Annotated in this window: 13 protein-coding genes and 1 tRNA gene; 7 read left to right on the forward strand and 7 right to left on the reverse strand. The window is 63.5% G+C overall.

From position 1 onward, the window contains the following. The 3 genes from ACN0X9_RS12380 to ACN0X9_RS12390 form a co-directional block, all read right to left on the reverse strand. The coding region (locus tag ACN0X9_RS12380; RefSeq protein ID WP_417487887.1) for an ABC transporter permease at positions 1 to 735 on the reverse strand (735 nt) is incomplete at its 3' end. Continuing rightward, entirely contained in the window at positions 735 to 1,796 is a 1,062-nt protein-coding gene (locus tag ACN0X9_RS12385; protein WP_417487888.1) for an extracellular solute-binding protein, read from the reverse strand. The genes ACN0X9_RS12380 and ACN0X9_RS12385, both read right to left, overlap by 1 nt. 190 nt (positions 1,797 to 1,986) lie before the next feature. Further along, positions 1,987 to 2,061, reverse strand: a tRNA-Val gene (locus ACN0X9_RS12390). Between the two features lie 251 nt (positions 2,062 to 2,312). Between ACN0X9_RS12390 and ACN0X9_RS12395 the strand changes: the two genes are divergently transcribed. Next, positions 2,313 to 2,531, forward strand: a complete 219-nt coding sequence (locus ACN0X9_RS12395) for a hypothetical protein (RefSeq protein ID WP_011642908.1) — start codon at positions 2,313 to 2,315, stop codon at positions 2,529 to 2,531. Here ACN0X9_RS12395 and ACN0X9_RS12400 read toward each other — a convergent pair whose 3' ends face one another. Then, positions 2,532 to 3,221 (reverse strand): HAD hydrolase-like protein, encoded by a 690-nt coding sequence (locus ACN0X9_RS12400; protein ID WP_417487889.1) that lies wholly within the window; start codon positions 3,219 to 3,221, stop codon positions 2,532 to 2,534. 115 nt (positions 3,222 to 3,336) lie between these two features. Here ACN0X9_RS12400 and glmU point away from each other — a divergent pair, with 115 nt between their 5' ends. The 6 genes from glmU to ACN0X9_RS12430 are packed head-to-tail and all read left to right on the forward strand — an operon-like array spanning position 3,337 to position 10,160. Then, entirely contained in the window at positions 3,337 to 4,695 is a 1,359-nt protein-coding gene (gene glmU, locus ACN0X9_RS12405) for a bifunctional UDP-N-acetylglucosamine diphosphorylase/glucosamine-1-phosphate N-acetyltransferase GlmU (protein ID WP_417487890.1), read from the forward strand. Then, a complete protein-coding gene (locus ACN0X9_RS12410; RefSeq protein WP_417487891.1) occupies positions 4,692 to 6,161 on the forward strand; it encodes an NAD-dependent succinate-semialdehyde dehydrogenase in 1,470 nt (489 codons plus the stop codon). The genes glmU and ACN0X9_RS12410 overlap by 4 nt, the downstream gene beginning before the upstream one ends. Next, positions 6,158 to 6,859 carry a ribose-5-phosphate isomerase RpiA gene (rpiA, locus tag ACN0X9_RS12415; protein WP_417487892.1) on the forward strand — a complete coding sequence of 234 codons (702 nt, stop codon included), beginning with the start codon at positions 6,158 to 6,160 and terminating at the stop codon, positions 6,857 to 6,859. Before ACN0X9_RS12410 ends, rpiA begins: the two co-directional genes overlap by 4 nt. Before the next feature lie 9 nt (positions 6,860 to 6,868). Further along, entirely contained in the window at positions 6,869 to 7,351 is a 483-nt protein-coding gene (locus ACN0X9_RS12420; RefSeq protein WP_417487893.1) for a DUF2059 domain-containing protein, read from the forward strand. A 48-nt stretch (positions 7,352 to 7,399) separates the two neighbouring features. Then, positions 7,400 to 8,788: a glutathione-disulfide reductase gene (gor, locus tag ACN0X9_RS12425; protein WP_417487894.1), complete on the forward strand. Its 1,389-nt coding sequence runs from the start codon at positions 7,400 to 7,402 to the stop codon at positions 8,786 to 8,788. Position 8,789: 1 nt separating this feature from the next. After that, positions 8,790 to 10,160: a class II 3-deoxy-7-phosphoheptulonate synthase gene (locus ACN0X9_RS12430; protein ID WP_417487895.1), complete on the forward strand. Its 1,371-nt coding sequence runs from the start codon at positions 8,790 to 8,792 to the stop codon at positions 10,158 to 10,160. Positions 10,161 to 10,246: 86 nt separating this feature from the next. Here the strand turns inward: ACN0X9_RS12430 and ACN0X9_RS12435 are convergent, their stop codons facing one another. The 3 genes from ACN0X9_RS12435 to ACN0X9_RS12445 all read right to left on the reverse strand — a co-directional run bounded on the left by ACN0X9_RS12435 (position 10,247) and on the right by ACN0X9_RS12445 (position 12,642). Next, positions 10,247 to 10,513, reverse strand: coding sequence for an HU family DNA-binding protein (locus ACN0X9_RS12435; protein ID WP_011642915.1), 267 nt, complete (start codon positions 10,511 to 10,513; stop codon positions 10,247 to 10,249). 399 nt (positions 10,514 to 10,912) lie between these two features. After that, positions 10,913 to 11,647, reverse strand: a complete 735-nt coding sequence (locus ACN0X9_RS12440; protein WP_417487896.1) for a DUF3667 domain-containing protein — start codon at positions 11,645 to 11,647, stop codon at positions 10,913 to 10,915. Beyond that, entirely contained in the window at positions 11,647 to 12,642 is a 996-nt protein-coding gene (locus tag ACN0X9_RS12445; RefSeq protein ID WP_417487897.1) for an NADP-dependent oxidoreductase, read from the reverse strand. The genes ACN0X9_RS12440 and ACN0X9_RS12445 overlap by 1 nt, the downstream gene beginning before the upstream one ends. Positions 12,643 to 12,645 lie beyond the last annotated feature (3 nt).

Raw genomic sequence — 12,645 nt, forward strand, 5'->3', positions numbered from 1 at the left:
GAAGACCAGGACGAGGGAGAGACGGGCGGCGTCGACCAGCGATCCGGCGCCGCTCCAGGCCCGGATCAGGCCGATCGACAGGGTTGGGGCGCCCAGGTGCGAGACAGTGCCGTAGTCGGCCAGGCTTTCCATGGCCACCAGCGCCAGGCCAGCGGCGACAGCCGGGCGGGCCATCGGCAGGGAGGTGCGCCAGAAAGCGGTCAGGGGGCCGGCGCCGAGCGTGCGGGCGGCGTTGTAGGCATCGGCCGACTGGCTGGCGAAGGTGTCGCGGGCGAGCAGGTAGACATACGGATAGAGAACGAGGGCGAACATCAGCCCGGCGCCGACGCCGCCGCGAATGGTCGGGAACCATCCGCCGGTTGCCGCGTCGAGCGGGCCACCGGCCTGGCTGAGGTCGAGCCAGGCGTAGGCGGCGACATAGGCCGGCACCGCCAGTGGCAGGATGAGGATCCAGCTGAGGGTCTTGCGGCCCCAGAACTCGGTCCGGGCCATCAGCCAGCCCAGACCGGTCCCGATCAGGCCGGCGCCGCCACCGGCCACCAGGGCGACCAGCGCCGAAGTGGTGAGGTAGACGGGCAGGCGGGTCTGCGCGAGGTGCTGGAGATAGTCCCCGCTGTCACGGGTCAGCGCGATCCACGCCACGGCGAGGACCGGTGCGGCGCAGACCAGCGCCGCCAGGACTGCCAGGCCGGAGGTCCGGCCGGGCAGGCGGGATGGCGATCCCGCCTTGTCCACTACTGCCAGCCGACCCGGTCGAAGATGCGCTGGGCGGTTTCGTTGTGGTCACCCAGTTCCGAGACGTTGAGGTCGTCCTCGACGAAGGGCAGCATCGCGGCCAGGGTCGGATTGTCCCAGCTGACATCACCGCGGACCGGGATCTCATTGGTCATCTCGGCGAAGGCGCGCTGGGCGTAGTCGCCAAGGAAGAACGCAATCAGTTCACGCGCCTCGTCAGGATGCGGGGCGTTCACGGCGATGCCGGCGCCGGACACGTTGACATGGGCACCGGTGGTCTCCTGGCTCGGGAAGAAGAGCGTGACGGCGGCTGCGGCGGCCTGGGCTGCCGGGTCGTCGGAATTGACCATCATGGCGTAGTAGTAATGGTTCAGGATGGCGACGTCGCACTCACCGGCGGCAATGCCGTTGATCTGGGTGCGGTCACCGCCCTGCGGCTCGCGGGCCATGTTGTCGACAATGCCCTGGGCCCAGGCCTGGGCTCCGTCTTCGCCCAGATGGGCCACCATCGCAGCGAGCAGGGACTGGTTGTAGGCATTGCCGCTCTCGCGGACGCAGATCCTGCCTTCCCAGCGCGGATCGGCGAGGTCTTCATAGGTCGCGATCTCGCCCGGGTCGACGCGTGTGTTGGAATAGGCAATCACGCGCGAGCGTTTGGCAAAGCTGACCCAATATCCTTCCGGATCGACCAGGTTGGACCCGATGCCGGACGCCAGGTCGGAATAGTCGGCGGCGGCGAACAGGCCTGCCTGTTCGGCCCGGTGCAGGCGGGCGGCGTCGACGGTGATGATCACATCGGCCGGGCTGCGCTCGCCATCGGCGCGTACGCGTTCGATCAGCTGGTCGCCATTGGCCGAGACCAGATTGACCTCGATCCCGGTTTCTTCGGTGAAGGCGGCGTAGATGGCCGCGTCGCTGGAATAGTGGCGGGCACTATAGACGTTCACGACACGCGCTTCGGCGGCGGCTTCGGTCTCGCCCGACGCGCTGTCGGTGGCCGGTTGGGAACAGGCTGCCAGGACGAGGCCGGCAGCGGCAGCGAGAAGTTTCACGGAATTCATGTCGCACCCAATATTATTGACGTGCTCCACTCCTCTCACTTCTGAGAATGTTTCGCAAGAAATGCGTGCAGATCAGGGATGCGCCGCATCGTCACAGCTGTTCCGGACGGCAGAATCACGGGCGTCGGGCGCCTAATGGGCGTCCACGAAGGCCGAATCCGGTGAGGTTGGGAGTGTCACTGGAAGGAAATGGTGGGCGATACTGGGATTGAACCAGTGACCCCCTCGGTGTGAACGAGGTGCTCTCCCGCTGAGCTAATCGCCCGGTATTCCCGGAAAACGACCGTATAAGCAGGCACTTTTACCCGGTCAACCACATGTGGAAGTTGAAGCGCACATGCATCGGGATTGTGGTGCGACAACTTGCCACACCGTCACGCTCTCGTCATATGGCCAGCCAGCCTATATCAGCCTCCACCAAGCTGGAACGCGGCCGTCGTGGCCCGTCCCGTCAATCACCAGATTGGACGCAATTCCCGGCCGGGGGAAGCTTCGGCCGAGTAGGAGGTTTTGTTCATGAGTAATGATCTGTGCACGCCCGAAGGTGCGCGTCGTCTTAAAGCGCGAATTGAAGCCTATTGGGCCGAGCGCGGCTATGATGTTTCCGTGGATCTCGTGGAAGCCGGCTTCATGCCCGCCATGCGCTCTGCCCGCACGGATGTGCGCTCCAACCTCGTCAACGGCATGCCGACCCGCGCTGCCAATGATGCAGGCCGCGAGCGTCGCTCGGCCTGATCAGGTCGAGCCTCGCCAGATCTCGGCGAGCGCCAGCGGTACATCGCTGAATGCATGAATGACCCGGTCGGCTCCCAAGGAGCCGGCCGGTCTTTCGCTGTAGCCATAGCTCATGATCACACTGGGCAAGGTGGCCGCTGCCGCTGACGCGACATCGGGCTCGCTGTCACCGACCAGGGCGGCGCGTGCATAGCCGTCTCCCAGGGCGTCAAGCAGGTGATCCGCTGCAGGCTTTTTGGCCGTCGTCCGCTCGGGACCGATGATGCGGTCGAAATATCCGGCCAGCCCCAATTCCCCGATCAACATGTCCGACAGGACGGATGGCTTGTTGGTGCACACCGACAGGCGGCATCCCTGTGCCCGCAGCCAGGCGAGCGTGGTCTCGACGCCTTCGAATGGCGTTGAATGGGCGGCCACGTCGGATTTGTAGATCTCGATGAAATCCGCGACTGCGACTTCGGGGTCCTCAAGCCGCACCGATTGGGCCGCATGGGCGCGCTCGAGCAGCGCCAGCGCGCCGCGACCGACCATCGCCCGCACAGCACCCAATTCCACCGGCTCAAGCCCGCGAGGCTCGATCACCGCATTCAGGGCCCGCAGCAGGTCAGGCGCGGTGTCGACCAGCGTGCCGTCCAGGTCAAAGGCGATCGAGGCGTCGGCAAACAAGGCGGCGTCACGGGAGTCGAGCATGATTTCAGGCCTTTGGATGGGCAATGCGGGAGAAGCTAGGTTACGCGCACCACAACGATAGGCTATAGCGCCTGACAGGTCGAAACCGTCGATTCCAGTAGCCAAGGAAATCCAAATGTCCCGATCCCGCTCCGCCATCATCCTCGCTGCCGGCCAAGGCAAGCGGATGAAGTCGAAAACGGTCAAGGTTCTGCACAAGGTCGCCGGGCGGCCAATGCTGGACTGGGCGGTGTCTCTGGCTGGAGAGTGTGGAGCGACGGACATTGTCACGGTGTGGGGCGCTCACTCGCCTGCCGTCCGCGATGCGGCGGACGCATTGGGGACGCGCACTGCCCTTCAGGATCCGCCCAAGGGGACAGGCCATGCCGTGCTCGCCGCCCGCGAAGCGCTGGCTGATCTGTCAGGAGATGCCATTGTTCTCTATGCAGACACACCGCTGATCACCGCCGCGACGGTTGCCCGCGTGTTCGAGGCGCTGGAAGGCGGCGCCTCGGTCGCGGTGCTCGGCTTCGAGCCGGATGACCCTGCTGCCTATGGCCGCTTGATCACGAATGACGCCGGCGACCTCGACAGGATTGTTGAATTCAAGGACGCAACCGAGGCCGAACGCGCGGTCAGACTGGTCAATTCCGGCGTATTGGCAGCACCGGCTGATCTCCTGTTTGATCTCCTGGGCGATGTGAAAAATGAAAATGCCAATGGCGAGTACTATCTGACCGATGTCGTCGGCCTGGCTCGCGACCGCGATCTGCGCGCCGCCGTGGTTGTGGCTGACTCCGACGAAGTCCTTGGCGTCAATTCCCGCGCCGACCTTGCCGAGGCCGAAGCGGCGTTCCAGTCGCGCACGCGCAAGTCCATGATGGCTGACGGCGTGACCCTCGTCGCGCCGGAAACGGTTTTCTTCGCCCACGACACCCAGATCGCCCGCGATGTGGTGATCGAGCCCAATGTCGTTTTCGGCCCCGGTGTGGTGATCGAGGAGGACGTCGTCATCCACGCCCACTCGCATATCGAGGGTGCGCACCTGAAGCGCGGCGCCCATGCCGGCCCCTATGCCCGCTTGCGCCCCGGCGCCGTGCTGGGAGAGGGTTCGAAAGTCGGCAATTTCGTCGAGATCAAGAAATCGCAGCTCGCAGAGGGCGCAAAAGTCTCGCACCTTACCTATATCGGCGATGCGTCGGTTGGCGCGAACGCCAATGTCGGGGCCGGAACCATTACCTGCAATTACGATGGATATGACAAGCATCGCACCGTGATCGGCGACAATGCCTTTATCGGTTCGAACACCTGTCTGGTGGCACCCGTCAGCATTGGTGCCGGCGCCTTCACCGCGACCGGTGCGATCATAACCGAGGATGTGCCGGCCGATGCGCTCGCGCTCGCCCGCACCCCGCAAACCCACAAGCCGGGTTGGGCGGCCCGTTTCCACGCCGCCAAACAAGCCCGCAAGGCCAGGAAGGACAGCCAGATATGAGTGTGACGGATCGCTTGAGCGACAAGAGCCTGTTTCGTACCGACAGCTTCATCGATGGCCAGTGGGTCAGCGGTGAGGGCGGGCTGGATATCCTCAACCCGGCCAATAACGACGTTATCGCGACGGTTGGTGATGTCGGCGAGGCTGGTGCCCGCAAGGCCGTCGCGGCCGCCGCTCGGGCATTCGAGACGTGGAAGTCGGTTTCGCCTTTCGAGCGCGCAGCCCTGTTGATGAAATGGCACAAGCTGATCCTGGAGAATGCCGAGGATCTGGCGAGGCTCATCACGCTGGAAATGGGCAAGGTCTACAAGGAGGCTCAAGGCGAGGTCGTCTACGGCGCGTCCTTCATCGAATGGTCGGCCGAGGAAGCCAAGCGCGTGCATGGCGAAACCCTGTCGACGCCCTTCCCCGGATCGCGTGGCTGGACCATTCGCCAGCCGATCGGCGTGGTCGGCTGTATCACCCCGTGGAATTTCCCCAACGCCATGATCACCCGCAAATGCGCGCCGGCCCTGGCCGCGGGTTGCACCATGGTGATCAAGCCGGCCCCGGAAACCCCGCTCTCGGCCCTGGCGCTGGCCGAACTGGCCAGGCGTGCCGGCATCCCCGACGGCGTGTTCAATGTCGTGTGTGGTGATGCGCCGGCCATTGGCGGCGTGCTGACCAGCTCGGACGATGTCCGCATGGTCGGGTTCACCGGTTCGACGGCGGTCGGCAAATTGCTGATGAGCCAGGCCGCCTCGACGGTAAAGCGCGTGGCGCTCGAACTGGGCGGCAATGCGCCCTTCATCGTCATGGACGATGCGGACATCGAGAAAGCTGCCGATGGCGTTATCGCCTCGAAATTTCGCGTGTCCGGCCAGACCTGTGTCTCGGCCAACCGGATCATCGCCCAGCCGGCCATCGCCGACAAACTCGTCGCGGCGCTGGAAGCGCGCGTCTCCCGGCTCAAGGCTGGCGACGGCTTTGACGGAGAGACCAGTGTTGGCCCGCTGATCCACATGAATGCGGTCGCCCGTGTCGACAAGCTGGTGAGCCAGGCCCGCGAATCCGGAGCCCGGATCGTCACCGGCGGCAAGCCGCTGACCGAGGAGCTGGGTGGTTCATTCTACGCCCCGACCCTGATCGATGGTGGCGACCCGGCGATGGATGTGTCGTGCTCGGAGATCTTCGGACCGGTCTGTTCGGTCTATCGCGCCGAAAGCGAGGCCGACATCATCGCGATGGCGAATAACACGCCCTATGGCCTTGCTGCATATATTTACACGCAGGATGTCGGTCGGGTGCACCGCCTGACCGAGGGCATCGAGTACGGCATGATCGGCGTCAATGCGCCGATGGTCGGGGCCGCCTCGACGCCATTTGGCGGCGTCAAGGAAAGCGGCATTGGCCGCGAGGGCGGCAAGTGGGGCGTCGAAGAGTTCACCGAGCTCAAATACGTCCTTCTCGGCGGCGTCGACCAATGAGTGCCCAGCGCCAGAAGACGCTCGCCGCGGCGGCGGCTCTGGACTATGTCGAAAACGGTATGACGCTGGGGCTCGGTTCGGGCTCCACGGCGGAGATTTTCCTTCGCCTGCTGGGTGAGAAGATCAAGGACGGGCTGGATGTGCGCGGTGTGCCGACCTCGCAACGCACGGCCGAGGTCGCCACCGAGAACGGTGTGCCGCTGATCGATGTCGACCACGTCAACGCCATCGCCGTCACAATCGATGGTGCGGACGAGGTTGATGGTCGCTTCCAGCTGATCAAGGGCGGCGGTGCCTGCCTCCTGCGCGAGAAGATCATCGCCCATGCGTCCGACTTGATGATTGTAATGGTCGACGAGACCAAGCTGGTCTCGACCCTGGGCAAGTTTCCACTTCCCGTAGAGGTGGACCGCTTCGGCTTCTCGCTGAGTGCCAGCCAGGTCTATGAGGCCTTGCGCAAGGTCGGCATCAAGGCGCCCGACGTGCAGCTGCGCCGCAAGGGTGACGGGCTGGAGCCACTGGTCACCGATGGCGGCAATTACATTCTTGATTGTGCCTGCGAGACGATCCCGGACGCCCGGGCTGTCGACCAGGCACTGAAAGTGATTCCGGGCGTGGTCGAACACGGCCTGTTCATTGATCTGGCCCGCGTGGTCATCGTCGGAGAGGACGGTGAAGCGCGGGTGATGGAATTATAGGGGACTTCCATGACACGTATTCTTGTTGGCGCGCTGAGCGCCGTTTTCATGATTTTTGCCATGCCGGCCGTCGAGGCGCAGGACGCTGATACCGCCCGGCGCGTCGAGCTCGCGCGCCAGATCGTCGAGACGTCAACCTCCGAGGATGTCTATCGGGTCGCGCTGGAGGCGAGCCTGCCGCTGGCCCGCCAGAATTTTGCGGCCAGCATTCCCGGATCGACCGATGCCCAGCTCGATGAAGCGATGGACATCATGCTCGAGATCCTGATGTCCACCTATCCGGACGTGATTGAAGCCTCGAGCAATGTCTATGCGAGCCGGTTTACCGAAGCCGAGCTGGCTGAGCTTCTCGCCTTCTACCAGACCCCGGTCGGACAAAAGCTGGCAACCGAGCTTCCCGGTATCACCGGCGAGCTGGCACAGATCGGCGAAATGCTCGGCGGCCAGGCCGTTCAGCAGAATATCGGGCGCCTGCAGGCTGTCTTCCAGTAATCTGATCCGAGCCTGCCTTCCTTCCACGTGACTTCGGAAAGACCTGACATGACCCAGTACGACTACGATCTCTTCGTCATCGGCGCCGGTTCCGGCGGCGTTCGTGCGGCCCGCATGGCCAAACAGCATGGGGCCGGAAAGGTTGCCATTGCCGAGGAGTATCGGGTCGGCGGGACATGTGTGATCCGTGGCTGCGTACCCAAGAAGCTGCTGGTCTATGCCAGCGAGTTCGCCAAAACGTTCAAGTTGGCGGAGAGCTATGGCTGGAGCGTCGGTGAGACCGCGTTCAGCTGGGAAAAGCTGATCGCTGCCAAGGATGCCGAGATTGATCGCCTGTCGGGCATCTATAGCCGCAATCTCAACAATTCCGGCGTCGAGGTGATCGAGGACCGGGCCGAGTTCGAGGATGCGCACACAATCCGCCTGGTGAAATCGGGCCGGACCGTCACCGCCGACAAGATTCTGATCGCGGTCGGTGGCACACCCTTTGTGCCGGAGCTCGAGGGCGCCGAGCTGGGTATTTCCTCCAATGAAGCCTTCCACCTCGAGACCCTGCCCAAGCATGTCGTGATCGCCGGCGGTGGTTATATCGCCTGTGAGTTCGCTCAGATTTTCGCCGGCATGGGCGCCGAAGTCTGTCAGGTCTATCGCGGTGACACCGTGTTGCGCGGCTTTGATGATGATGTGCGCAGCCATGTTCACGAGGAGCTGGTGCGCTCGGGCGTCCGCGTGATCACGCATACGGTCTTCGAAAAGATCGAGGCCTTGCCGGATGGCCGCAAGCGCGTCCATCTCGACAATGGCAACCATATCGACACCGATGTCGTGATGTATGCGGTCGGACGTAGCCCGCATGTCGACGGGCTGGGGCTCGACAAGGCCGGGGTCGAGCTTGACGCGAAAGGCGCAATCAAGGTCGACGCCTTCTCGAAAACCACCGCTGACAATATTCACGCCGTCGGAGATGTCACCAACCGGGTCAATCTGACGCCGGTGGCCATCCGCGAAGGGGCCGCTTTCGCGGCGACCGTGTTTGGCGGTACGCCAACGGCGTATAACCACGAAGACATTGCGTCAGCCGTGTTTACGCAGCCACCTGTTGGCTCTGTCGGGCTGTCAGAGGCGGATGCGCGCAAAAAATTTGCACAGGTTGATGTTTACAAGACCTCGTTCCGCCCTATGAAATTGTCCCTCACGCCGGATGCATCCCGGATGTTGATGAAACTCGTCGTCGACGGGGAGACACAAAGGGTGCTGGGCGTGCATATTGTCGGGCCGGATGCGCCTGAGATGATCCAGCTGGCCGGGATCGCCGTGAAGGCGGGCCTGACCAAGGATCAATACGACGCGGCCTGCGCCGTGCATCCGACCAGTGCGGAAGAGCTGGTGACCATGAAGGAAAAATGGACACCGCCGGAGTTGAAAGCAGCAGAGTAACATGACCTGGTCCCCCCAATCCTGGCGCTCCAAACCCGTCAGTCAGATGCCGAACTACAAGGATGCCGCCAAGCTGGACGCCGCGATCGCCGAGCTTTCGGCGCGTCCGGCCCTGGTCTTTGCCGGCGAGGCGCGGCGCCTGCACCGTCAGCTGGCGGATGTGTCGGCGGGCAAGGCCTTCCTGTTGCAGGGCGGTGATTGTGCCGAGAGCTTCAAGGAATTCTCGACCGAAGGCGTGCGCGACACGTTCCGTGTGCTGCTGCAGATGGCGGTGGTGATGACGTTTGCCGCCTCCAAGCCGATCGTGAAGGTCGGCCGGATCGCCGGCCAGTTCGCCAAGCCGCGCTCGGCCGACATGGAGACGATCGATGGTGTCTCCCTGCCCAGCTATCGCGGTGACAGCGTCAATGGTCCCGAATTCACGCCGGAAGCGCGCGAGCCCGATCCGCAGCGCCTGATCCGCGCCTATGATCAATCCGCCTCGACGCTGAACCTGTTGCGCGCCTTTGCGTCCGGCGGTTACGCCGACCTGCACAATGTCCACCAGTGGACCCAGGACTTCGTCAGCGACAGTCCGGCGGCGGAACGCTATGCCGAGACCGCGGCGCGCATCTCCGAAGCCCTGGCCTTCATGAAGGCCTGCGGCATCGGTCGCGACAGTGCGCCCTCGCTGGAAGCCGTCGACTTCTTCACCAGTCACGAAGCGCTGCATCTGCCTTTCGAGGAGGCGCTGACCCGCCGCGATCCCAATACCGGCCAGTGGTATGCCACCTCGGCGCACATGATCTGGACCGGCGAGCGGACCCGTCAGCTCGACGGTGCCCATGTCGAATATGCCCGCGGCATCGCCAATCCGGTCGGGGTCAAATGTGGTCCGACCATGCAGCCGGACGATCTGCTGCCACTGATTGACGCGCTGAACCCGGACAATGAGGCCGGCCGCCTCGTCCTGATTGTGCGCATGGGGGCCGATAATGTGGTCAAGAACCTGCCCGCACTGGCCGCGGCGGTGACCAAGGCCGGTCGCAAGGTGGTCTGGTCGTCCGACCCGATGCACGGCAATACGCACAAGACCTCCAACGGATACAAGACGCGCGATTTCGACCGCATCCTGTCCGAGCTCGAGGGCTTCATGGATGTACTCTATGCCGAGGGCGCCTATCCCGGCGGTGTGCATTTCGAGATGACCGGTCGCGACGTGACCGAATGTGTCGGCGGTGCCAAGACGGTCACCGAGGCCGATCTGGCGGCGCGCTATCACACCCATTGCGATCCGCGCCTGAATGCCGACCAGGCGCTCGACATGGCCTTCCGCATTGCCGAGAGCCTCAAGCGGGTCCGCAACAACAACTCGGCCGCCAACGCGGCCTGACCTGCCGGTCAGGCGTCAGCCAAAGAAAAACGCCGCCTGGAGCAATCCGGGCGGCGTTTCACTTGATCGGTACCTGAAAGGCTGGATCAGATGTCTTTCAGAGCCGCTGCCGGGCGGAAAGCCGCCTGGGTGCGAGCCTTGGACATCATCGTTTCGCCGGTGCGCGGGTTGCGCACTTCGCGGGCTTCGCGGTGCTTGGCGTAGAAGGTGCCGAAGCCAGCGATCTGGACACTGTCATTGCCCTTCACCGAGCCGACAATGGCTTCGATGGCGGAATCAACAGCTTCGCCCGCTTGTGCACGGGACAGGCCGGTTTTTTCGGCGACGGCTTTGGCAAGATCAGACTTGTTCATAGGGTTCCCCCCAGTTGTTCGCGGTCCGGCAAGTACGGTCATCGTATCCGTCCGGTAGTCGCGTGTTCGTTGACGGTCCATCAAGGCCAAGAACTGCCCGTCATTGCAAGCTGCAACAGGCGAATCCGCGCCAAATCGCTGCAATTTCCCCGGTAAAACGCGGTTTTTCACAGTTCGGCCCCCAAATTGCGTACATTGAACAGCATGTATCAGGGTGAACCGCATCATAACGCCGCTCCGACGAATCGCCCGATTCGCATGCTCCCGTTCGCACTCGCAGCAGGTTTGGGCGTTTATCTGCTTGCTCATCTCGCAGGTGCGGGGGAGGTGTGGACGCCGATCCTGGCCGCCATCGCGGCCGGCTGGACCCTGGGCCGACTGACCCGACGCTAGACGAGGTCAGCCGGTCGGCGGGACCTGACCCAATGCCCAGAAGATACTGATCAACAGGGTCGAGATCCGGGCGATCATCGACAGGGCCAGGACCACCAGGGCGAGAACGAGAGACTTGCCGATCGCGCCGGGCCACGCCGACGCGAATCCGGTCCGGACCACCGGGATGGCCACGAGCACGAAAACCGACATGTTCAGCACCATCCCCCACTGCAGGATGCCGGGCCAGATCGTCGAGGCGAGCAGGACGAGTGTGCTCGACACGGCAGTGGCGGTAATCGGGATGAAGTAACATTGTGTGGCGTGGAGACGGTTCACACTGTTGCGCATGGCCCTCAGCACCAACAGGCCGGGCGGGATCAGCAGGGCTTCGATCGGAACGTAGATCAGGGCCGCCATGGTCGAGATGGCGTCACGCACGGCCCCGACATCGCGGCGCCCCTCGTGCAGGGCATCGCCAAAGGCGGCACCGTCGGAGGAGGCCCGCCAGATGATTTCGCCCCAACCGCCCCAGATCATCGACAGGACGAACATCCAGGTCAGGACGCCGAACCAGACCCGCATCGTCGGGGTATAGGTGTCGCGATCACCCGACAGGAATGTCCGGGCGACGGTTCCAGGGCGCAGGAAAATGTCCCTCAGCGTGCGCAAGCTTCGATAGTTGAAGCTCAGCACCTCGTCGAGCACGTCCTCGAGGACGCGTCGCTGTTCGGGCTTTTCTTCCTGCGCCCTGTCCGTCATCAGATCTTGACCAGCATCTTGCCGGTGTTCTGACCGGTGAACAGACCCGAGAAAGCAGCGGGAGCGTTCTCGATACCCTCCATCACCGTCTCCGCGGGCTTGATCTTGCCGGCGGCCATCCAGTTGCCGAGATCGCTCACGAAGTCGGTGAACATGTCGGCATGGTCGGAGACAATGAAGCCACGAATGGTCAGCGACTTGCCGATCATCATGGTCAGATTGTCGGGCAGGGTGGCGGCGCTGGTGTCGTTATAGCGCTGGATCATGCCGCAGGCGGCGATCCGGCCCTTGCGGCGCAGCGTGTTCAGGGCGGCGGTGAAATGCGTGCCACCGACATTCTCGAAATAGCCGTCAACGCCGTCCGGCGCGACCGCTGTAATGGCGGCGGTCAGATCATCGGTCGCCTTGTAGTCGACCACATGGTCGGCGCCGAGTGACTTCACGAAGGCACACTTCTCTGCACCACCGGCCGTAGCGACCACGGTCGCCCCCATCGCCTTGGCGAACTGGATGCCCGATGAGCCGACAGCACCGGCACCGGCCGACATCCACAGGGTCTCGCCCGGCTGCAGGTCGATCATGCGCTTGATACCGACATAGGCGGTCAGGCCCGGCATGCCGGCAATGCCGAGAAAGGCCTGCGGCGGCAGGATCGAGGTGTCGATCTTGGTCAGGCCGGCACCCGGCGCCGTATAGGCTTCACGCCAGCCATGCATCGAGCTGACATGGTCGCCCGGCTTCAGCCCGTCGAAATTGCTCTCGATCACTTCGCCGACGGCGCCGCCATCCATCACCTGGCCGATCCCGAAGGGGGCGATATAGGTGTGGATGCCGCTCATGCGTCCGCGCATGTAGGGATCGACAGAGATGTAGAGATTGCGGACCAGGACCTCCCCGTCGCCGGGCGCGGGAACGTCCGTTTCCACGACGTCATAGTATTTCGGATCCGGTGCGCCCTTCAGATAGGCGTTCAAATGGATTTCACGCGATTTCATCAA

The organism is Maricaulis sp. (assembly GCF_048268525.1).
GTDB lineage: Bacteria > Pseudomonadota > Alphaproteobacteria > Caulobacterales > Maricaulaceae > Maricaulis.

Coding starts and splice junctions, on each gene's coding strand:
- ACN0X9_RS12410 (WP_417487891.1), top strand. CDS start 4,692: ATGAGTGTGACGGATCGCTTGAGCGACAAGAGCCTGTTTCGTACCGAC.
- ACN0X9_RS12400 (WP_417487889.1), bottom strand. CDS start 3,221: ATGCTCGACTCCCGTGACGCCGCCTTGTTTGCCGACGCCTCGATCGCC.
- ACN0X9_RS12440 (WP_417487896.1), bottom strand. CDS start 11,647: ATGACGGACAGGGCGCAGGAAGAAAAGCCCGAACAGCGACGCGTCCTC.
- rpiA (WP_417487892.1), top strand. CDS start 6,158: ATGAGTGCCCAGCGCCAGAAGACGCTCGCCGCGGCGGCGGCTCTGGAC.
- ACN0X9_RS12395 (WP_011642908.1), top strand. CDS start 2,313: ATGAGTAATGATCTGTGCACGCCCGAAGGTGCGCGTCGTCTTAAAGCG.
- gor (WP_417487894.1), top strand. CDS start 7,400: ATGACCCAGTACGACTACGATCTCTTCGTCATCGGCGCCGGTTCCGGC.
- glmU (WP_417487890.1), top strand. CDS start 3,337: ATGTCCCGATCCCGCTCCGCCATCATCCTCGCTGCCGGCCAAGGCAAG.
- ACN0X9_RS12445 (WP_417487897.1), bottom strand. CDS start 12,642: ATGAAATCGCGTGAAATCCATTTGAACGCCTATCTGAAGGGCGCACCG.
- ACN0X9_RS12430 (WP_417487895.1), top strand. CDS start 8,790: ATGACCTGGTCCCCCCAATCCTGGCGCTCCAAACCCGTCAGTCAGATG.
- ACN0X9_RS12435 (WP_011642915.1), bottom strand. CDS start 10,513: ATGAACAAGTCTGATCTTGCCAAAGCCGTCGCCGAAAAAACCGGCCTG.
- ACN0X9_RS12385 (WP_417487888.1), bottom strand. CDS start 1,796: ATGAATTCCGTGAAACTTCTCGCTGCCGCTGCCGGCCTCGTCCTGGCA.
- ACN0X9_RS12420 (WP_417487893.1), top strand. CDS start 6,869: ATGACACGTATTCTTGTTGGCGCGCTGAGCGCCGTTTTCATGATTTTT.